The 20,694-nt window shown below is 62.3% G+C and carries 15 protein-coding genes; 9 read left to right on the forward strand and 6 right to left on the reverse strand.

The genetic code is table 11. The features are described 5' to 3' along the window. Positions 1 to 19: 19 nt before the first annotated feature. The 4 genes from pabB to Q8O96_RS01395 all read right to left on the reverse strand — a co-directional run bounded on the left by pabB (position 20) and on the right by Q8O96_RS01395 (position 4,587). The gene (gene pabB, locus Q8O96_RS01380) at positions 20 to 1,363 is read right to left on the reverse strand and encodes an aminodeoxychorismate synthase component I (RefSeq protein ID WP_305948238.1); all 1,344 of its coding nucleotides are present in this window, start codon (positions 1,361 to 1,363) and stop codon (positions 20 to 22) included. A 163-nt stretch (positions 1,364 to 1,526) separates the two neighbouring features. After that, entirely contained in the window at positions 1,527 to 2,513 is a 987-nt protein-coding gene (locus Q8O96_RS01385) for an alpha-L-glutamate ligase-like protein (RefSeq protein WP_102863861.1), read from the reverse strand. After that, positions 2,513 to 4,045, reverse strand: a complete 1,533-nt coding sequence (locus Q8O96_RS01390) for an inactive transglutaminase family protein (RefSeq protein ID WP_102863860.1) — start codon at positions 4,043 to 4,045, stop codon at positions 2,513 to 2,515. Before Q8O96_RS01390 ends, Q8O96_RS01385 begins: the two co-directional genes overlap by 1 nt. A 5-nt stretch (positions 4,046 to 4,050) precedes the next feature. Continuing rightward, a complete protein-coding gene (locus tag Q8O96_RS01395) occupies positions 4,051 to 4,587 on the reverse strand; it encodes an ATP-dependent zinc protease (protein ID WP_102863859.1) in 537 nt (178 codons plus the stop codon). 267 nt (positions 4,588 to 4,854) lie between these two features. Here Q8O96_RS01395 and Q8O96_RS01400 point away from each other — a divergent pair, with 267 nt between their 5' ends. The 6 genes from Q8O96_RS01400 to prpD all read left to right on the forward strand — a co-directional run bounded on the left by Q8O96_RS01400 (position 4,855) and on the right by prpD (position 13,362). Beyond that, complete coding sequence (locus Q8O96_RS01400) at positions 4,855 to 5,577, forward strand: GntR family transcriptional regulator (RefSeq protein WP_221808865.1); 723 nt, start codon at positions 4,855 to 4,857, stop codon at positions 5,575 to 5,577. Then, on the forward strand, positions 5,574 to 6,467 hold the full coding sequence (gene prpB / locus Q8O96_RS01405; protein ID WP_305948239.1) for a methylisocitrate lyase: 894 nt from the start codon (positions 5,574 to 5,576) through the stop codon (positions 6,465 to 6,467). The genes Q8O96_RS01400 and prpB overlap by 4 nt, the downstream gene beginning before the upstream one ends. Positions 6,468 to 6,536: 69 nt before the next feature. Further along, the gene (gene prpC, locus Q8O96_RS01410; protein WP_102863856.1) at positions 6,537 to 7,664 is read left to right on the forward strand and encodes a 2-methylcitrate synthase; all 1,128 of its coding nucleotides are present in this window, start codon (positions 6,537 to 6,539) and stop codon (positions 7,662 to 7,664) included. A gap of 202 nt (positions 7,665 to 7,866) precedes the next feature. Next, on the forward strand, positions 7,867 to 10,461 hold the full coding sequence (acnD, locus tag Q8O96_RS01415) for a Fe/S-dependent 2-methylisocitrate dehydratase AcnD (RefSeq protein ID WP_207167305.1): 2,595 nt from the start codon (positions 7,867 to 7,869) through the stop codon (positions 10,459 to 10,461). 61 nt (positions 10,462 to 10,522) lie between these two features. Further along, complete coding sequence (gene prpF, locus Q8O96_RS01420; RefSeq protein WP_102863854.1) at positions 10,523 to 11,713, forward strand: 2-methylaconitate cis-trans isomerase PrpF; 1,191 nt, start codon at positions 10,523 to 10,525, stop codon at positions 11,711 to 11,713. Positions 11,714 to 11,877: 164 nt separating this feature from the next. Continuing rightward, complete coding sequence (prpD, locus tag Q8O96_RS01425; protein ID WP_305948240.1) at positions 11,878 to 13,362, forward strand: 2-methylcitrate dehydratase; 1,485 nt, start codon at positions 11,878 to 11,880, stop codon at positions 13,360 to 13,362. A gap of 124 nt (positions 13,363 to 13,486) precedes the next feature. Here the strand turns inward: prpD and Q8O96_RS01430 are convergent, their stop codons facing one another. Beyond that, positions 13,487 to 14,440 carry a DMT family transporter gene (locus Q8O96_RS01430; protein ID WP_250329342.1) on the reverse strand — a complete coding sequence of 318 codons (954 nt, stop codon included), beginning with the start codon at positions 14,438 to 14,440 and terminating at the stop codon, positions 13,487 to 13,489. 93 nt (positions 14,441 to 14,533) lie between these two features. Between Q8O96_RS01430 and Q8O96_RS01435 the strand changes: the two genes are divergently transcribed. Then, positions 14,534 to 15,958 carry a PLP-dependent aminotransferase family protein gene (locus Q8O96_RS01435; RefSeq protein WP_115582487.1) on the forward strand — a complete coding sequence of 475 codons (1,425 nt, stop codon included), beginning with the start codon at positions 14,534 to 14,536 and terminating at the stop codon, positions 15,956 to 15,958. 73 nt (positions 15,959 to 16,031) lie between these two features. Here Q8O96_RS01435 and Q8O96_RS01440 read toward each other — a convergent pair whose 3' ends face one another. Continuing rightward, on the reverse strand, positions 16,032 to 16,850 hold the full coding sequence (locus tag Q8O96_RS01440) for a pyruvate, water dikinase regulatory protein (RefSeq protein ID WP_102863851.1): 819 nt from the start codon (positions 16,848 to 16,850) through the stop codon (positions 16,032 to 16,034). A gap of 174 nt (positions 16,851 to 17,024) precedes the next feature. On the opposite strand from Q8O96_RS01440, the gene ppsA reads away from it, so the two are divergent. Together ppsA and Q8O96_RS01450 are read left to right on the forward strand one after the other, a co-directional pair. Further along, positions 17,025 to 19,400, forward strand: a complete 2,376-nt coding sequence (ppsA, locus tag Q8O96_RS01445) for a phosphoenolpyruvate synthase (protein WP_102863850.1) — start codon at positions 17,025 to 17,027, stop codon at positions 19,398 to 19,400. Between the two features lie 102 nt (positions 19,401 to 19,502). Next, positions 19,503 to 20,492: an alpha/beta fold hydrolase gene (locus Q8O96_RS01450; protein ID WP_102878971.1), complete on the forward strand. Its 990-nt coding sequence runs from the start codon at positions 19,503 to 19,505 to the stop codon at positions 20,490 to 20,492. Positions 20,493 to 20,694: the final 202 nt, after the last annotated feature.

The raw sequence follows: 20,694 nt of genomic DNA on the forward strand, positions 1-20,694 counted from the left end.
CGGCAGCGGCTACAGGGGTTCAGAGCCCCTGCAGCGTTTCCAGCAGCACCCGCACCTTGGTGATGGATTCCTGGTACTCCGCCTGCCAGTCCGAATCCGCGACGATTCCGCCACCGCCCCAGCAACAGATCTGCCCGCCCTTGGCCAACAGGCTGCGGATGGCGATCGAACTGTCCATTTCCCCGCGCACATCCAGGTACAGCAGCGAGCCGCAGTACAGCGCCCGTCGCGTGGGCTCCAGTTCGTCGATGATCTGCATCGAACGGATCTTCGGCGCGCCGGTGATCGAGCCGCCGGGGAAGCTGCCGGCGATCAGGTCCAGGGCGTCCTTGTCGTGCGCCAGCTCGCCGGTCACGCTGCTCACCAGATGGTGCACGTTGGGGTAGCTTTCCAGGCTGAACAGCTCCGGCACGCGCACCGAGCCGGTGCGGCAAGTGCGCCCCAGGTCGTTGCGCAGCAGGTCGACGATCATCAGGTTTTCCGCGCGGTCCTTGGGGCTGGCCAGCAGCTCGGCGGCGTTGGCGGCGTCTTCTGCGGCGTCCCGGCCCCGGGGACGAGTGCCCTTGATCGGCCGGGTTTCCACCCGGCCCTGGCTGACATGAACGAAGCGCTCCGGCGACAGGCTAAGCACCGCGCCACCGTCCGGCAGGCGCTGAAAACCGGAGAAGGGCGTCGGACAGGCCGCGCGCAACGCGCAGTAGGCGACCCAGGGATCGCCCTGGTACTGGCCGCGAAAGCGCTGGGCGAAGTTCACCTGATAGCAGTCGCCGGCCTGGATGTAGTGCTGGATGCGCTGGAAGGCCTGGCGGTAATCCTCGGCGCTCAGATCAGGCTGCATGGCGCTGGTCAGCTTGAATGCCGACTGCGACGCGGGCAGTGGCTGGTTGAACAGCTGGATCAGGCGCTGGCGTTCGGCGGCGTCCAGGCTGGGGTGGAACAGCAGTTGGCTGGTACCCGTCTGGTGGTCATTGATCAGCGCCCAGCCATACAGGCCAAAGCGCGCGTCCGGCAGGTGCAGGTCATCCCGGGCCTGGCTCGGCAGGCGCTCCAGATGCCGACCGAAGTCGTAGCTGAGGTAGCCGATCAGGCCGCCGGCGAAGGGCAGCTCATAGGGCGCCGGGACCTCGGCCGGGCCCAGCTGCTGCAGGTTGTGCCGCAGACGCTGGAGGAAGTCGCCGCCACGTTCGTCGTCGGCCACTGTCAGCTCGGCCAGTGGCCAGGCACTGAGCAGGTCATAGCGACCGCGCTCGGCACTGGGCCGGCCGCTGTCCAGCAGCACGGCACCGGGGGCGTGTTCGATTGCCGCGAAATACTCGGCGGGGTTGGCGCGATAAGGAAGCGGGTGTACGGAACAGGTCAACATGCGGGGCAAATCAGCCATCGGAGCGCGGTTGGCGATTGTATGCCTGTGCAGGAATTGCTCCTAGAGGGTATGTCGGTGATTGCCTGATTCAGGGCGCATTCACCGACCTGTAGCCGCTGCCGCAGGCTGCGAAAATTGCCTTCGTACCTCGCGGCAGCCGTTATCAGCCTTCCACCGGCGGAATGTGGCCGAACAGCTCCTGGGCGAAGCGTACTCGCTCTTCGACGGTTTCCTTGATGCCCCGGGCCTTGAGTTGCTCAAGGTGGGCTTCAATCGCGTGGGTACGCTGGGTCAGGCCGCAGTCGTTGGCGATCTGGATATTCAGCCCTGGCCGGGCGTTGAGCTCGAGAATCAGCGGGCCCTTGTCCTGGTCCAGCACCATGTCCACGCCGATGTAACCCAGGCCACAGAGCTCGTAGCAGCCGGCTGCCAGCTTCATGAAACCGTCCCAGTAGGGCAGTTGCACGCCGTCCACGGCGTTGGTGGTGTCCGGGTGCTTGGTGATGATGTTGTTCAGCCAGGTGCCGCGCAGAGTCAGGCCGGTGGCCAGGTCGACACCGACGCCAATGGCGCCCTGGTGCAGGTTGGCCTTGCCCCCGGACTGGCGGGTTGGCAGGCGCAGCATGGCCATCACCGGGTAGCCCATGAGCACGATGATGCGGATGTCCGGCACGCCTTCGTAGCTGATGCTCTTGAAGATCTGGTCGGGGGTCACCCGGTATTCGATCAGTGCCCGGTCGCGGTGGCCGCCCAGGGAATACAGGCCGGTGAGGATGCTGGAGATCTGATGCTCAATCTCCTCATGGCTGATGATCTTCCCGGACACCGTGCGATAGCGGCCTTCGAAGCGGTCGGCGATCACCAGGATGCCGTCACCACCGGCGCCTTGCGCCGGCTTGATCACGAAGTCGTTGCGCCCACCGATGATCTCGTCGAGCTTGTCGATTTCCTTCTCGGTGGAGATCACCCCGTACAGTTCCGGCACATGGATGCCGGCCTTGATCGCCCGCTCCTTGGTGATGATCTTGTCATCGACGATGGGGTACAGGCTGCGCTTGTTGTACTTGAGCACGTAGTCGGCATTACGCCGGTTGATGCCCATGATTCCCCGCGCTTCCAGGGCTTTCCAGGTCTTCCACAGGCCGAACATCAGGAGTCAGCCTTGACGAAGGCTTTGAAACGCACGAGCTCCGTCAGGCGGTAGCCGCGGTAGCGCCCCATCGCCAGCATGAAGCCCACCAGGATCAGCAGCATTGCCGGGAAGGTGAAGACGAAGTACGTCAGCTCCGGCACGCTCATGATCAGGTGCGCCAGGGAGGCGGCGAACAGGGTGCCAATGGCGACTTTCATCGCGTGGCCGCCGCCACGTTCTTCCCAGGTGATGGACAGGCGTTCGATGGTCATGGTCAGGATCACCATCGGGAACAGCGCCACCGACAGCCCGCGCTCCAGGCCCAGCTTATGGCTGAACAGGCTGATGGCGGCGATCAGCACCACGACGAAGGTCAGCACCACCGACAGCCGCGGCAGCATCTGCAACTTCAAGTGTTCCAGATACGAGCGCAAGGACAGGCCCAGGGCGGTAATCACCGTGAACAGTACGATACCGAAGCCCAACTGGGTCTCGCGGAATGCCAGGGCGATCAGCACCGGGGTGAAGGTGCCCAGGGTCTGCAGGCCGATCAGGTTGCGCAACACCAGGATCACCAGCACGCCGATGGGGATCATCACCATGATCATGAAGGTCTGCTGGGTCTGCAGCGGCAGGCCGTACAGCGAGTATTCGAGGAAGTTGGCGTCGGTGTTCTCGTCGGTCAGCTTGGCCAGGCGAATGGCGTTCATTTCGCTGTTGTTGAGGCTGAAGGTGACGTTGGCCTTCTTGCCGCCATCGACGGTGATCAGGTTGTCATCGCCGGTCCACCACAGCAGGCGGTCGCTGGGCATGCCCTGTTCGCCGGTTTCCGGGTTGAAGTACAGCCAGTCGGTGCCGTTGAAGCTGCGCAGCCAGAGTTCCGGGGTCTGCGGCTGATCGGCCACCAGGCGGATGGTGTGGACCTTCTCCATCGGCACGTGGGCGATGGACAGCAGCAGCTCGACGATCCTGGCCTTGTTGGCGCTGGAGGGGTCGCCGGCCAGCAGCAGCTTGGCGTTGTCGTCATTGGCGTTGTTGACGCGCTTGATGGCTTCGCTGATGAAGGTCTCGACGTCCGCCGAGTGCTGGCGGATTGGCGCCAGCAGGGCTTCGGCGGCGATCTTTTCCGCGCCTTCCACGGCCATGCTGTCGCGGAAGGTCGGGCCCTTGACCTTGGACTTCTCGGCGCTGTAGCGCTTGGTCAGCACCAGGCGGTAGTACAGGGTCTGGTTGCCCTTGGCCCGGCGTGCCGACCAGGTGACCTTGCGGTTGCCGTCGACGCGGTTGACCGCCACCCCGTAGTTGTTGGAAATGAAGCTCTCGTTGAGGCTCACGTAGTCGCGGCTCAGGGGCGGCACGAACATCTGGATCTTGATCGGGTCCTTGCCGTTGGCGACGAACTCGACCTTGGCGTCGATGTTCCACAGATCGTCGGTGGCGTCTTCGGTCACCGGAATGCCGAGCACGAAGATCTGATAGGCCGTGATCGAAATGCCCAGCACCACCAGGATGGCGATCAGGACTTTCAGATGAAGGGTAAGAGAGCGCATTGGAATTACTCTGCGGTATGAGCGTCGGTGGCGCAGGCGGGTTTGCCAGCAGCGTATTTAAGACTGGGGTCGACCAGCGCATCGAAGCGTTTCAGCGCTTCGGAGCCAATCAGCAGCGGGTATTGGAAAGTGCTGCGGTCGGTCAGGTTCACTTCGATGCTGCGCAAGGCACTGCCCATGCAGACATCCAGAGCGATCACCGGGCGCGCGGTGTAGTTCTTGTCCTCATCGGGATCATAGTCGCCGGCGCGGCGCTTGATCTTGCTGACCCGGGCCAGGGGCCGTTCGATGGGGTGGGAATGGGCGGTGTCGATGGCCAGGTAGAAACGCACCCAGGACTCGCCATTGCGCTTGAAGCGCTTGATGTCGCGGGCACTTAAGGACGCAGTCTTGGCGCCGGTGTCGAGCTTGGCAGCAACTTCCAGGTCGATACCTGATAGATGCGCGTACTCGTTCAAACCGTAGACCGTCTTGCCGGCGGCGGCACTGAGACCGGGCAGGGCAGGCAGACAGAGGAGTAGGGGAAGGGCCTTGAGTCTCATAGATCCTGATGGGCTTGGGTTCTTCAGTTCAAGGCGACCGGCATTGCTGCGCAAGCTCCCTCGTATGCGTGTCATAAAAAGATGACAGGCCAATGCGGGCAGCATTCTAGCATGCTGGTTTTATGGCGCCAGCGTCGGGGGCGGGCCTTTTGTCTCGTTTGGGTGCAAAGGGTTATTAGACGATTGTCGACAATCTCAATTTTTCCTTTGACTGTTTTGGGGGTATTGGCTAGTTTTTGCCTCATTGATTTTAAAGGTGTCGACAATATGTTGGGTCAACTGGAACATCCGCTGCCGACACAGGACGATTCTGAGACCCTGTCCGAAAACGTCTTCCGGCGCATCCAGGCCGCCATCGTCAAGGGCGAGATCGCCCCGGGCAGCAAGATCTCCGAGCCTGAGCTGGCCCGAACCTACGGCATCAGTCGCGGCCCGCTGCGCGAAGCCATCCACCGCCTGGAAGGCCAGCGCCTGTTGGTGCGTGTGCCTCATGTCGGGGCCCGGGTGGTATCCCTGAGTCACGCCGAGCTGATCGAACTCTACGAAATCCGCGAATCCCTGGAGGGCATGGCCTGTCGCCTGGCGGCGGAGCGCATGACCAGCGAGGAAATCGACGAATTGCGCCGGGTGCTCGATACCCATGAGCGCGATGCGGCGTTCCAGGCCGGGGTCGGCTACTACCAGCAGGAAGGGGATTTCGACTTCCACTACCGGATCATCCAGGGCGCGGGCAACCGCACCCTCACGCAAATGCTCTGTGGCGAGCTGTATCAGTTGGTGCGCATGTATCGCATCCAGTTCTCCGCGACCCCCAACCGCCCGCACCAGGCCTTTGCCGAACACCACCGGATTCTCGACGCCATTGCCGATCGCGACGGCGAACTGGCCGAGCTACTGATGCGCCGCCACATCGGCGCCTCGAAACGCAACATCGCGCGTCACTACCAGGACAGCGCCCATCAGACAGCCACTCCACGAGGTGAGTCATGAGTTCCAACAAGAGCACTCCAGGCCAGCGTTTCCGCGATGCGGTCGCCAGCGAACAGCCATTGCAAGTGGTGGGCACGATCAACGCCAACCACGCCCTGCTGGCCAAGCGCGCCGGCTTCAAGGCGATCTACCTGTCTGGCGGCGGGGTCGCCGCCGGTTCCCTCGGCGTGCCTGACCTGGGCATCACCGGCCTCGACGACGTCCTCACCGACGTGCGCCGCATCACCGACGTCTGCGACCTGCCGCTGCTGGTGGACGTGGACACCGGCTTTGGCTCCTCGGCCTTCAACGTGGCCCGCACTGTCAAGTCGATGATCAAGTTCGGCGCGGCGGCGATCCACATCGAGGACCAGGTCGGCGCCAAGCGCTGCGGTCACCGTCCTAATAAAGAGATCGTGTCCCAGCAGGAAATGGTCGACCGCATCAAGGCTGCGGTGGATGCTCGCACCGACGACAGTTTCGTGATCATGGCGCGTACCGATGCTTTGGCGGTGGAAGGCCTGGAGTCGGCCCTGGAGCGCGCCGCGGCGTGCATCGAGGCCGGTGCCGACATGGTGTTCCCGGAAGCCATCACCGAGCTTGAGATGTACAAGATCTTCGCCGACCGGGTGAAGGCGCCGATCCTGGCCAACATCACCGAATTCGGCGCGACCCCGCTGTACACCACCGAACAACTGAAATCCGTGGATGTTTCCCTGGTGCTGTACCCGCTGTCGGCGTTCCGCGCCATGAACAAGGCGGCGGAAAACATCTACACCGCGATCCGTCGCGACGGCACCCAGCAGAACGTGATCGACACCATGCAGACCCGCATGGAGCTCTACGAGCGCATCGACTACCACAGCTTCGAGCAGAAGCTCGACGCGCTGTTCGCGCAGAAGAAAGGTTGATTCGCGAACCACGAACAAACCGTTGATGAAGTTGCCAAGTCCCTAACAAATTCAAGATTGGAGAGAGCAATGGCCGAAGCAAAAGTATTGAGTGGCGCAGGTCTGCGCGGCCAGGTGGCCGGGCAAACCGCGCTGTCCACCGTGGGCCAGGCCGGTGCCGGGTTGACCTATCGCGGCTATGACGTGCGCGAACTGGCGGCCGATGCGCAGTTCGAGGAAGTGGCCTACCTGCTGTTGTACGGCGATCTGCCGACCCAGGAACAGTTGGCCGCCTACAGCGCCAAGCTGAGCAAGCTGCGGGACCTGCCTCAGGCGCTCAAGGAAGTGCTGGAGCGGATTCCGGCCCAGGCCCATCCGATGGACGTGATGCGCACCGGTTGCTCGTTCCTCGGCAACATCGAGCCGGAGAAGGACTTCTCCCAACAGCATGACGTCACCGACCGCCTGCTGGCGGCCTTCCCGGCGATCATGTGCTACTGGTACCGCTTCAGCCACGAAGGCGTGCGCATCAGCTGTGTCAGCGACGAGCAGACCATCGGTGGCCACTTCCTGCACTTGCTGCACGGCAAGAAGCCCAGCGACTTGCACGTCAAGGTGATGAACGTCTCGCTGATCCTTTACGCCGAGCACGAATTCAACGCTTCCACCTTCACCGCCCGGGTCTGTGCCTCGACCCTGTCGGACCTGTACTCGTGCATTACTGCAGCCATCGGTTCGCTGCGCGGCCCGCTGCACGGTGGTGCCAACGAGGCAGCCATGGAACTGATCGAGCGCTTCCAGAGCCCCGAGGAGGCGACTGCCGAGTTGCTGCGGATGCTGGAGCGCAAGGACAAGATCATGGGCTTTGGTCACGCGATCTACAAAGACAACGACCCGCGCAACGAGGTGATCAAGGGCTGGTCGAAGAAGCTCGCCGACGAAGTGGGCGACAAGGTGCTGTTCCCGGTATCCGAAGCCATCGACAAGACCATGTGGGAGCAGAAGAAACTCTTCCCCAACGCCGACTTCTACCACGCCTCGGCGTACCACTTCATGGGCATTCCCACCAAGTTGTTCACGCCGATCTTCGTGTGTTCGCGCCTGACCGGCTGGGCTGCTCATGTGTTCGAACAGCGTGGCAACAACCGCATCATCCGTCCAAGCGCCGAGTACATCGGCGTTGACCAGCGCAAGTTCGTGCCAATCGAACGCCGCTGACCGGGAGGGCGCCGGCATTGTGGCTTGAATGAACCACAAACCTGTAGGAGCGAACTTGCTCGCGATAGCGATGGATCAGCCGACAGCAATGTCGGATCTGATTCAGTCATCGCGAGCAAGCTCGCTCCGACAAGGGATAGATGTCCATTCAACACGGTGCCAGGCGCTCCCTTTGAAACTACCGTGATCGAGTCCCCTGACCATGAACACTGAATTTCGCAAGACGCTGCCCGGCAGCCAGCTGGACTACTTCGACGCCCGTGCGGCGGTCGATGCGCTTCAGCCAGGCGCTTACGACAGCCTGCCCTATACCTCCCGCGTGCTGGCGGAGAACCTGGTGCGTCGCTGTGATCCGGCGACCCTCAAGGCGTCCCTGGGCCAGTTGATCGAACGTCGTGACGACCTGGACTTTCCCTGGTTCCCAGCCCGCGTGGTGTGCCATGACATCCTTGGCCAGACTGCGTTGGTGGATCTGGCCGGCCTGCGCGACGCCATCGCCGACCAGGGCGGTGATCCAGCGCTGGTCAACCCGGTGGTGCCGACCCAGTTGATCGTCGACCACTCCCTGGCCGTGGAGTGCGGCGGCTTCGATCCGGACGCCTTCGACAAGAACCGCGCCATCGAAGACCGGCGCAACGAAGACCGTTTCCACTTCATCAACTGGACCAAGAAAGCCTTCAAGAACGTCGACGTGATCCCGCCGGGCAACGGCATCATGCATCAGATCAACCTGGAGAAAATGTCCCCGGTGATCCAGGTGCGCGACGGGGTGGCCTTCCCGGATACCTGCGTCGGCACCGACAGCCACACCCCCCACGTGGACGCCCTGGGTGTGATCGCCATCGGCGTCGGCGGCCTGGAAGCCGAGAACGTCATGCTCGGTCGCGCTTCGTGGATGCGCTTGCCGGAAATCATCGGCGTCGAGCTCACCGGCAAGCTGCAACCGGGGATCACCGCCACCGACATGGTGCTGGCGCTGACTGAGTTCCTGCGCAAACAGAAAGTGGTGGGGGCCTGGCTGGAGTTCTTCGGCGCAGGCGCCGCGGCCCTGACCCTGGGCGACCGAGCCACCATCTCCAACATGGCCCCGGAATACGGCGCCACCGCGGCGATGTTCTACATCGACCAGCAGACCATCGACTACCTCAAGCTCACCGGTCGTGAAGACGAACAAGTGCGTCTGGTGGAGAGCTACGCCAAGCACACCGGCCTGTGGGCCGACAGCCTGAAGAGCGCGCGTTACGAGCGCGGCCTGCAGTTCGACCTGTCGTCGGTGGTGCGCAACATGGCCGGGCCGAGCAACCCCCACGCCCGGGTCGCCACCCGCGACCTGGCGGCCAAGGGCATTGCCGGGCAGTGGTCCGAAGTGCCGGGGCAGATGCCCGACGGCGCGGTGATCATCGCCGCCATCACCAGTTGCACCAACACCAGCAACCCGCGCAACGTGATTGCTGCCGGCCTGCTGGCGCGCAACGCCAACAAGCTGGGGTTGACCCGCAAGCCGTGGGTCAAGTCGTCCCTGGCTCCAGGTTCGAAAACCGTGGCCATGTACCTGGAAGAAGCCGGCCTGGGCCATGAACTGGAACAGCTGGGCTTTGGCGTGGTGGCTTTTGCCTGCACCACCTGCAACGGCATGTCCGGCGCCCTGGACCCGGTGATCCAGAAAGAGATCATCGATCGCGACCTGTACGCCACCGCCGTGCTGTCGGGCAACCGCAACTTCGACGGGCGCATCCACCCTTATGCCAAGCAGGCGTTCCTGGCTTCGCCGCCGCTGGTGGTGGCCTACGCGATTGCCGGCACCATCCGCTTCGATATCGAGAAGGACGTGCTGGGCCTGGATGCCGACGGCCGGGAAATCCGCCTCAAGGACATCTGGCCGAGCGACGAAGAGATCGACGCCGTGGTCAAGTCAGCGGTCAAGCCGGAGCAGTTCCGCAAGGTCTACATCCCGATGTTCGCCATCCACGAAGACACCGGCCCGAAAGTCGAGCCGCTGTACGACTGGCGCCCGCAGAGCACCTACATCCGCCGTCCGCCTTATTGGGAAGGGGCGCTGGCCGGGGAGCGCAGCCTCAAGGGCATGCGCCCGCTGGCAGTGCTGCCGGACAACATCACCACCGACCACCTGTCGCCGTCCAACGCCATCATGCTCGACAGTGCGGCCGGTGAGTACCTGGCGAAAATGGGCCTGCCGGAAGAGGACTTCAACTCCTACGCGACCCACCGTGGCGACCACTTGACCGCCCAGCGTGCGACCTTCGCCAACCCGAAACTGTTCAATGAAATGGTCGAGGAAAACGGCAAGGTCAAGCAGGGCTCCCTGGCGCGCATCGAGCCGGAAGGCAAAGTGACGCGGATGTGGGAAGCCATCGAAACCTACATGCAGCGCAAGCAGCCGCTGATCATCATTGCCGGCGCCGACTACGGCCAGGGTTCGTCCCGCGACTGGGCGGCCAAGGGCGTGCGCCTGGCGGGCGTGGAAGCCATCGTCGCCGAAGGCTTCGAGCGCATCCACCGCACCAACCTGGTGGGCATGGGGGTGCTGCCGCTGGAGTTCCTCGCGGGCACCGACCGCAAGACCCTGGGCATCGACGGCACTGAAACCTACGACGTGATCGGCGAACGCACGCCACGGGCGCAGTTGACCCTGGTGATCAACCGCCGCAACGGCGAGCGGTTGGAGGTGCCGGTTACCTGCCGCCTCGACACCGCCGAAGAAGTGTCGATCTACGAGGCGGGTGGGGTGCTGCAACGCTTCGCCCAGGACTTCCTGGAATCGGCCGTAGCCAGCTAAGCAACGTACCGGGGGCGGGCCGCAAGGCACCGCCCCCGGTCATTATCGGGACCTGAAATTCATGGCATTTGTAGCGCAAATCAAGATTCCCGCCACCTACATGCGTGGCGGCACCAGCAAGGGTGTGTTCTTCAACCTGCAGGACCTGCCCGAGGCCGCGCAGTTGCCGGGCGCGGCCCGCGATGCCCTGCTGCTGCGAGTGATCGGCAGCCCCGATCCCTATGACAAGCAGATCGACGGCATGGGCGGTGCCACCTCCAGCACCAGCAAGACGGTGATCCTGTCCAAGAGCATCAAGGCCGATCACGACGTCGATTACCTGTTCGGTCAGGTGGCCATCGACAAGGCCTTCGTCGACTGGAGCGGCAACTGCGGCAACCTCTCGGCGGCGGTCGGCTCCTTCGCCATCAGCAGCGGCCTGGTGGACCCGGCGCGCATTCCGCAGAACGGCGTGGCGGTGGTGCGCATCTGGCAAGCGAATATCGGCAAGAGCATCATCGCCCACGTGCCGATCACCAACGGCGAGGTTCAGGAAACCGGTGATTTCGAGCTGGATGGGGTGACCTTTCCGGCGGCCGAAGTGCAGCTGGAATTCCTCGATCCGGCGGCCGAGGAAGAGGGCGCCGGTGGTTCGATGTTCCCCACCGGCAACCTGGTGGACGACTTGGAAGTCCCCGGTGTCGGCACCTTCAAGGCGACTCTGATCAATGCCGGGATTCCGACGATCTTTGTCAACGCGGCGGACATCGGTTATCGCGGCACCGAACTGCAGGGCGACATCAATGGCGACCCCAAGGCCCTGGCGATGTTCGAGACCATCCGCGCCCACGGTGCCCTGCGCATGGGGCTGATTCAGCACCTGGACCAAGCCGCCCAGCGTCAGCACACGCCGAAAGTGGCCTTTGTGGCGCCGCCGGCGGATTACCAGGCTTCCAGCGGCAAGGCGATCAAGGCCGGGGACGTCGATCTGCTGGTGCGGGCCATGTCCATGGGCAAGCTGCATCACGCGATGATGGGCACCGCCGCGGTGGCCATCGGCACCGCGGCGGCAATTCCCGGGACCCTGGTCAATCTGGCGGCCGGTGGCGGTGCACGCAGCGCGGTACGTTTTGGTCACCCTTCGGGCACCTTGCGCGTCGGCGCCGAAGCCACTCAAAGCGGCGCTGACTGGACCGTGGTCAAGGCCATCATGAGCCGCAGCGCCCGAGTGCTGATGGAAGGCTGGGTGCGAGTGCCTGGCGACAGTTTCTAAGCAGAGCCACGCTGGCGTGGTGGTGGGGCTTGCTCCCTCGCCACCACCGCCAGTCGTGATGTTGTTATTGAATCGCTGAGCAGGCGCAGACCTGCCATGCCGTTATTGACCTGTACCTGAGGAATCACCGCCACCCACAACCTTGCAACAGGAGTGAAGCACTCATGAGCGCCAACGTTGACCTGAACAACCGTCCCGATTACGACCCGGTTTTGCGGGACATTGCCGACTATGTCCTGGACTACGTCATCGACTCCCGGGAAGCCCTCGATACCGCCCGCAATTGCCTGATGGATACCTTGGGCTGCGGCTTGCTGGCCCTGCGTTTCCCTGAATGCACCAAGCACCTGGGACCGATTGTCGAAGGCACGGTGGTGCCCTTCGGTGCCCGGGTTCCCGGCACCAGCTATCGTCTGGACCCGGTGAAGGCGGCCTGGGACATCGGCTGCATCGTGCGTTGGCTGGATTACAACGACACCTGGCTCGCGGCCGAATGGGGGCATCCCTCGGACAACCTCGGCGGCATTCTCGCGGTGGCCGACCATCTCTCGCAAAAGCGTGTGGCCAATGGTGAAGCGCCGTTGACCATGGGCGATGTGCTGCGAGCGATGGTCATGGCCCATGAGATCCAGGGGGTGATGGCCCTGGAAAACTCCTTCAACCGGGTCGGTCTCGATCATGTGCTGTTGGTAAAGGTGGCCTCCACAGCGGTCTGCGCCAAGTTGATGGGCGCCAACCGCGAGCAGTTGCTGGCGGCGCTGTCCCATGCCTTTGTCGACGGCCAGGCGCTGCGGACCTATCGTCATGCCCCCAATGCCGGTTCGCGCAAATCCTGGGCGGCGGGCGATGCTTCAAGCCGTGGGGTGCGCCTGGCGGACATCGCCCTGCGTGGCGAGATGGGGATTCCCGGCGTCCTGACGGCGCCGCAATGGGGCTTCTATGACGTGCTGTTCAGTCACACCAACAAGGACCTGGCGTTGAAGCCCGAGGCGCAGCGCTGTTTCAGCCTGCCGCAGAAGTACGCCAGTTACGTGATGGAAAACGTACTGTTCAAGATCAGCTTCCCAGCGGAGTTCCACGCTCAGACCGCCTGTGAAGCGGCGGTGACTCTGCATCCCCTGGTGCGCAATCGCTTGCCCGAGATCGACCGGATCGTCATCACCACCCATGAATCGGCGATCCGCATCATTTCCAAGGTCGGCCCCTTGGCCAATGCCGCCGATCGTGATCATTGCCTGCAATACATGACCGCCGTGCCCCTGGCGTTCGGTAACTTGGTGGCCGAGCACTATGAAGATGATTTTCACGCTGCGCATCCGATCATCGATCAGTTGCGGGGCAAGATGGAGATCGTCGAAGACCCGCGTTACACCCGGGAATACCTGGAGGCCGACAAGCGCTCCATCGCCAATGCCGTGCAGGTGTTCTTCAAGGACGGCTCCAGTACCGAGCAGGTGGCGGTGGAATATCCCATCGGTCACCGTCGTCGCCGCGCCGAAGGCATTCCATTGCTGGAGGACAAGTTCAAGGCCAATCTGGCCACGCGCTTCACCGCCCAGCGTTCGACGCAGATTTTCCAACTGTGCAAGGACCCAGCACGCCTGGAGGCAACACCGGTGCATAGGTTCGTCGATCTGCTGGTGATCTGAGGCAACCTTCTCCCTTTGTAGGGACGAGCTTGCTCGCGATGAATGTCAGTGATGACACCGGTTCGCCGGGCGGCCCCGGCGTTCCGATGGGCTTGGTGAGCAAACTCGCCGCTACTGAGTTCCTTTAGTCTTGGGCAGGTGTTCTGGACAGCCATTTATCCAATGGCAATTTGGTGATGGCAAAGCCGCCGAGCAGGGTGGCGGAGTACAGCAGCAAGTCCCGGGACAGGCTCTGTCCTTCGTACCAGGCGCCGATGATCACCGCGAACACCGGGAAAATGATGAACACGAAGGACAGGATCACCGGGTTCAGTCGCTTGAGCAGGAAGAAGTAGACAATGAACCCGCCCACCGAAGCGGCCAGCCCCAGATACAGCAAGGCGCCCCAGGAACGCGGGCTGATGGCGGCAAAGTCCGGTTGCTCAATCCCCAGCCCCGTCAGGCACAGCAGTAAACCGGCGATGCCGATTGGCAAGGTGTTGTAGGTGATGACACTGATGGCGCTGCCGTGTTTCTTGGTGACCACGTAGCACAGTGCATGCAGCAGCGCCGCGCCGAGAATCGCCAGTACCCCCGACAGTTCGTTGTGATCGCTGAGCAGGCCCTGGCCGCGGATGATCTGGAACAGGCTGGCGAAGCCGACAGCGATGCCCAGCAGTTGTGCCAGATGAATCTTCTCGCGCAACAGCAAGGCGGAAAAAATCAGGATGAACACCGGCATGCAGCTGAACAGCAGCGCGGTCAGGCCCGAGGAGACGTGGACCTCGCCGTAGTTGAGCAAGGTGTAGGGCAGGCTGAAGTAGCACAGGGTGACGAACAGCAAGAAACCGCGGCTGCCTTTGGGAAACATCAGTGGTTCGCGGCGCAGCCAGGCAAAGCAGGCGAACAGCGGGAAGGCGATCAGAAAGCGCAGCCCGGCGGCGGTCAGCGGCGGCACGCTCTCCACGGCAATCTTGATGCCCAGCCAGGTGGTGCCCCAGCTCAGGCAGACAATCAGGAACAGGGTGCAGGTCACCAGCGTGGCGAGCCACTGGCGCGATGACACAGGCGTGTTAGGTGCTGCCGTGAGGGTGTTCACACTGACATTCCTTTCGTGATTGGCAATTGACCCCTATATTTGGCGAGTCATTTCCGGTGATTGAACCTGTAAAGCACGTTATTGGGGTAAATGATGGCTGTCAAAGTAAGTATTGACATGGTGTCAATGTTGCGTTCCGCGTTGCAGGAGGGCTCGGGACCCAAGTACAAGCGGCTGGCAGAGGCCCTGGACCAGGGCATCGAGCAAGGCCTGCTGGCGCCCGGTAGCAAACTGTCTCCCCACCGGCTGCTGGCCGATCAACTGGGCGTGACCATCGGCACCATCAGCCGTGCCTATGCCGAACTGGAGCGCCTGGGGCAGGTGGTGGCGCGGGTCGGTGATGGTACGTACGTGCGTCAGGACGGTTTGCAGCGTCAGCGCGACACCGGCTTTCGTCATGTGGGTGCGGAGTCGCCCGAGCTGTTCGACATGAGCCGCAACACCCATATCCCCGGGCCGGAGAGCCGTTTCATCGCCCAGAGTCTGCGGGCTTTGGCTGACGATCCTCAGGGGTTGCTGGAGGTGGCTCGCTACAGTCCGGAAGCCGGGCTGGCGCGCTATCGCGAGGCCGGCGCCCGCTGGCTGAGCCAAGAGGGATTGCAGGTTGATCCCCAGCAGGTCATTTGCGTCAACGGGGCTCAGCACGGCTTGCATGTCGCCTTGCTGGCGCTGCTCAAGGCCGGGGATACCCTGGCTACCGAACACCTGACCTATCCGGGTCTGATCAGCACTGCACGGATGCTGGGGATCAAGTTGCTGGGGCTGTCCATGGATGAGCAGGGGCTGTTGCCCGAAGCGCTGGAGGAGGCGTGCCGGCATCACCGGCTGGCGGCCCTGTATTGCACGCCGACCTTGCAGAATCCCAGCACGGCGGTGCAGTCCCCGACGCGGCGGGAGGCCATTGCCGAGGTCTGTCGGCGACACAATCTGTTGATTCTTGAAGACGAAACCCATGCCGTGCTGATGGATCGGCGCCCGGCGCCGTTGGCGCATTTTGCCCCGGAGCGCACGGTCTTGATCAGCAGCCTGAGCAAGGCTGTGGCGGCTGGGTTGCGGGTCGGTTTCCTGTGCGGGCCGCCGCCACTGGTGGGACGATTGGCCGCAGCGCTGCGGGCAACCTGCTGGATGGCCACGCCGTTGGTCCTGGAGCTGGCTGCCGGGTGGATCGACGACGGTATTGCCGAACGCCTGCGTCAGCAGCAAATGGCCGAGATCACTCGCCGCAAGGGGCTGGTGGCGGGTTTGCTGCAAGGGTTGGAGTGGCGCAGTCCGCAGGCATGCCCGCATTTCTGGATTCAGGTTCCCGAGCCCTGGCGGGCCTCGGAGATCGAAGCGCATCTGAAGCAGCAGCACTATCTGGTGGCCACGGCCGAGGCCTTTGCCGTAGGCCAGGCAGGGGTGCCGCAGTTCATTCGTGCCAGTGTCTGCAATACCACGGCCGATGATCGGAAACTGACTGAGGGCTTTGCTGCGCTGGCTGCGGCGTTAAGCCAGGAGCCTGGATTGCCGGGGTGGTGAGACGCTGAAGGCGGTGTGGATGTGGCAAGGGTGCGTCCTTGCCACATCGGATCGGCTGAAGTGGCGTCGATGCTTACTTGAAGCGCCGCTCCACGCCTTTTTCCACGAGGATCTTGGCCGAGATCTCCTCCACCGAGAAATGCGTGGAGTTGATGTGGGGAATGTTTTCGCGGCGGAACAGATTTTCCACTTCACGCACTTCGAACTCGCACTGGGCGTAGCTGGAATAGCGACTGTTGGGCTTACGCTCGTTGCGGATCGCGGTGAGCCGGTCCGGGTCGATGGTCAGGCCGAACAGCTTGTGCTTGTGGGCGCGCAGGGCGTTGGGTAGTTGCAGGCGCTCCATGTCTTCTTCGGTCAGCGGGTAGTTGGCCGCACGGATGCCGAATTGCATGGCCATGTACAGGCAGGTCGGGGTCTTGCCGCAGCGCGACACGCCCACCAGGATCAGATCGGCCTTGTCGTAATAGTGAGTGCGGGCACCGTCGTCGTTGTCCAGGGCGAAGTTCACCGCCTCGATCCGTTCCATGTAGTTGGAGTTATGGCCAATGGAATGGGACTTGCCGACGGAGTAGGAGGAGTGCTCGCTGAGTTCCTGTTCCAGGGGAGCGAGGAAGGTCGAGAAGATGTCGATCATGAAACCATTGGAGGTGGCGAGAATCTCACGAATGTCCTGATTGACGATGGTGTCGAAGATAATCGGCCGATAGCCGTCTTTTTCGGCGGCTATATTGATTTGTTGTACCATGGCCCGCGCTTTTTCCATGCTGTCGATATACGGCCGCGTGAATTTGCTGAAGGTAACGTTTTCGAACTGCGCCAACAGGCTCTGGCCGAGGGTTTCCGCTGTGATGCCGGTACCGTCGGAGATAAAGAAAGCAGATCGTTTCATTTGCGGCTTGGGCCTTAAGCTAGTGACGATTCTTGGATATGATAGGCGCGATTTGTCGGCCGGGAATGGCCCGCATTCTCACTTATTTTCCAGGTCCAGGCCATATAGCGGGCAAACGCTCCAAAGAGCAGCCGGCTTCTGAGCTTTTCCAACACAGTTAGTGGAGAGATCACCTTGGTAGAGTACGTAGTTTCCCTCGATAAGCTCGGCAAACACGATGTTGAGCATGTGGGGGGCAAGAACGCATCCCTGGGCGAGATGATCAGCAACCTCGCAGGTGCGGGCGTATCGGTCCCTGGTGGCTTCGCCACGACAGCTCAGGCTTATCGTGATTTTCTTGAGTTGAGCGGTCTGAACGACCAGATCCATGCCGCCCTCGATGCGCTGGATGTCGATGACGTGAATGCCCTGGCCAAGACCGGCGCGCAGATCCGTCAATGGATCATGGAAGCCGAGTTTCCCGAGCGCCTGAACACCGAAATCCGCACCGCTTTCGCCGCTTTGTCGGCGGGCAACCCGGACATCGCCGTAGCCGTACGTTCCTCGGCTACCGCTGAAGACTTGCCGGACGCCTCCTTCGCCGGCCAGCAGGAAACCTTCCTCAACATCCGTGGCGTGGATAACGTGATTCGCGCGGCCAAGGAAGTGTTTGCTTCTCTGTTCAACGATCGCGCCATTTCCTATCGCGTGCATCAGGGTTTCGACCACAAGCTGGTGGCCTTGTCTGCGGGTGTGCAGCGCATGGTCCGTTCGGAAACCGGCACCGCCGGCGTGATGTTCACCCTCGACACCGAGTCGGGCTTCCGTGACGTGGTATTCATTACCGGCGCCTACGGCCTGGGTGAAACCGTGGTTCAGGGTGCGGTCAATCCGGACGAGTTCTACGTCCACAAGAACACCCTTGCAGCCGGTCGTCCGGCCATTCTGCGCCGCAACCTGGGCAGCAAGGCGATCAAGATGATTTACGGCGATGAAGCCAAGGCCGGGCGTTCGGTGAAGACCGTCGACGTGGACGCGGCCGATCGCGCGCGTTTCTGCCTGACCGATGCGGAAGTCAGCGAGCTGGCCAAGCAGGCGATGATCATCGAGAAGCACTACCAGTGCCCGATGGACATCGAATGGGCCAAGGACGGCGACGACGGCAAGCTGTACATCGTCCAGGCCCGTCCGGAAACCGTGAAGAGCCGCACCCAGGCCAATGTCATGGAGCGCTACCTGCTCAAGGAAACCGGCACCGTGCTGGTGGAAGGTCGTGCCATCGGCCAGCGCATCGGCGCTGGCAAGGTGCGGATCATCAAGGACGTTTCCGAGATGGACAAGGTCCAGCCGGGCGACGTGCTGGTCTCCGACATGACCGACCCGGACTGGGAGCCGGTGATGAAGCGCGCCAGCGCCATTGTCACCAACCGTGGCGGCCGTACCTGCCACGCGGCGATCATCGCTCGCGAGCTGGGTATTCCTGCGGTGGTCGGTTGCGGCAACGCCACCGAGCTGCTGAAAGACGGCCAGGGCGTGACCGTTTCCTGCGCCGAGGGCGACACCGGTTTCATCTTCGAAGGCGAACTGGGCTTCGACATCAAGAAGAACTCTGTGGATGCCATGCCGGAGCTGCCGTTCAAGATCATGATGAACGTCGGTAACCCGGATCGCGCCTTCGACTTCGCCCAACTGCCCAATGCCGGCGTGGGCCTGGCTCGCCTGGAATTCATCATCAACCGCATGATCGGCGTGCACCCCAAGGCGCTGTTGAATTACGCCGGGCTGCCGCAGGAGATCAAGGACAGCGTCGACAAGCGCATCGCCGGTTACCACGATCCGGTGGACTTCTATGTCGACAAGCTGGTCGAGGGTATCAGCACCCTGGCGGCAGCGTTCACGCCGAAGAAGGTCATCGTGCGTCTGTCGGACTTCAAGTCCAACGAGTACGCGAACCTGATCGGCGGCAAGCTCTACGAGCCGGAAGAAGAAAACCCGATGCTGGGCTTCCGCGGTGCTTCGCGTTACATCAGCGAATCCTTCCGTGACTGCTTCGAGCTCGAGTGCCGCGCGCTGAAACGCGTGCGCAACGAGATGGGCCTGACCAACGTCGAAATCATGGTGCCGTTCGTGCGTACCTTGGGCGAAGCCAGCCAAGTGGTTGATCTGCTGGCTGAAAACGGCCTCAAGCGTGGCGAAAACGGCCTGCGCGTGATCATGATGTGCGAACTGCCATCCAACGCCATCCTGGCTGACGAGTTCCTCGAGTACTTCGATGGTTTCTCCATCGGTTCCAACGACCTGACCCAGCTGACCCTGGGCCTGGACCGCGACTCCGGGATCATCGCCCACCTGTTCGACGAGCGTAATCCGGCGGTCAAGAAACTGCTGGCCAATGCCATTGCCGCCTGTAACAAGGCTGGCAAGTACATCGGCATTTGCGGCCAGGGGCCTTCGGACCATCCGGATCTGGCCAAGTGGCTGATGGAGCAGGGCATTGAAAGCGTTTCGTTGAACCCGGACTCGGTGCTGGAAACCTGGTTCTTCCTGGCTGAAGGCCAGGGCGCGGCGTAATCGGTGAACGAAGAGCCGGTCGCTCGTGAGGCTGGCCGGCTCTTGAAGATTCAAGCAGGGCGTGCTTCTTCTGGATGCCGCCCTTTTTTGTGCAAGAAGAATATGCAAAGCAGCAGCAATCTATTTCCCGTCGCCTTGATCAGTGCCGAGCGTCGAGGCGACCTCAGCGAAGATGTCTATCGCTTGAAACCCGGCAACAGTCCGGACAGCTCCGTAGAGCTGGCGGTGACCCGCCTGGGGCTGGCCGATGAGCCCGAGGCCCGGGGTGTGCCTGTGGTCTTGCTTCACGGCAGTTTTTCCAACCGGCGTTTCTGGTACTCGCCCAAGGGCATTGGCCTCGGGGCCTATCTGGCCCGAGCGGGCTTTGATGTGTGGATTCCCGAGATGCGCGGTCACGGTCTGTCGCGACGCAATGCCGATTACCGCAAGAATCGGGTGGCTGACTACGCGCGTTACGATCTGCCGGCGATTGCTGCCTTCGTTCGTGAGCAAAGTGCGCAAATACCGCACTGGATTGGCCATTCCCTGGGGGGGACCACCCTGGCGGCGGCTTTGGGCGGGCAGTATCTGGGGGATGCGGGGGTGGCTTCGGCGGCGTTTTTCGGCACCCAGGTCAGTCGCACCTACTGGCCGCTGAAAATTCCTATGGTGGAGTGGGGCGGGCGCCTGGTCATCAAGCGTTTTGCCCAACTCTCTGGTTCCCGGCTCAAGCGCGGTCCGGAAGACGAGCCCATTGGCCTGGCCTTGGAAAGCATGCGCTGGCATGGCCTGTTCGGTCGTTTTGGCGATGCTGATAAGGATTGGTGGGCAGGGCTAGCGGAGGTTTCAGTGCCGGTGCTGGCGGTCAGCGCAACCGGGGATCACCAGGACCCGACCTGGGCCTGTCGCAAGTTGTTCGATCAGTTGGCCAGCGAGCAGAAACAATTTGTCTGCCTGGGGCGTGAGCTAGGGTTCAGTAGCAATTTCGGTCATGTCGAGATGTTGGTGAGCAAGCCGGCGCAGACTGAGGTCTGGCCGTTAGTGGAGCGCTGGCTCAAGGATCAGCACACGCCGTTGCTGGTTTCAGCGCCCGAGCAGGTGGCTGCGGTCTGATGCGAAGGCTCTGAGAAGGGCATTTCGCTCGATAACGCTTGCGGCTAAGATATGACGCATTGTGCTGTTTTGGTCACATTCAGTTTTTGAGTCGACTTTCCGTTCCAGTGAGACGGCTGCAAAATACGCGACAGGCCGACCAGCTTCTCAGGCACTGTGGGTTAAACATCTGCCGCTTGAGCTCGTATTTCCAAGGCAGCCC

This window comes from Pseudomonas sp. LPH60, from assembly GCF_030718165.1.
Classification (GTDB): domain Bacteria; phylum Pseudomonadota; class Gammaproteobacteria; order Pseudomonadales; family Pseudomonadaceae; genus Aquipseudomonas; species Aquipseudomonas danubii.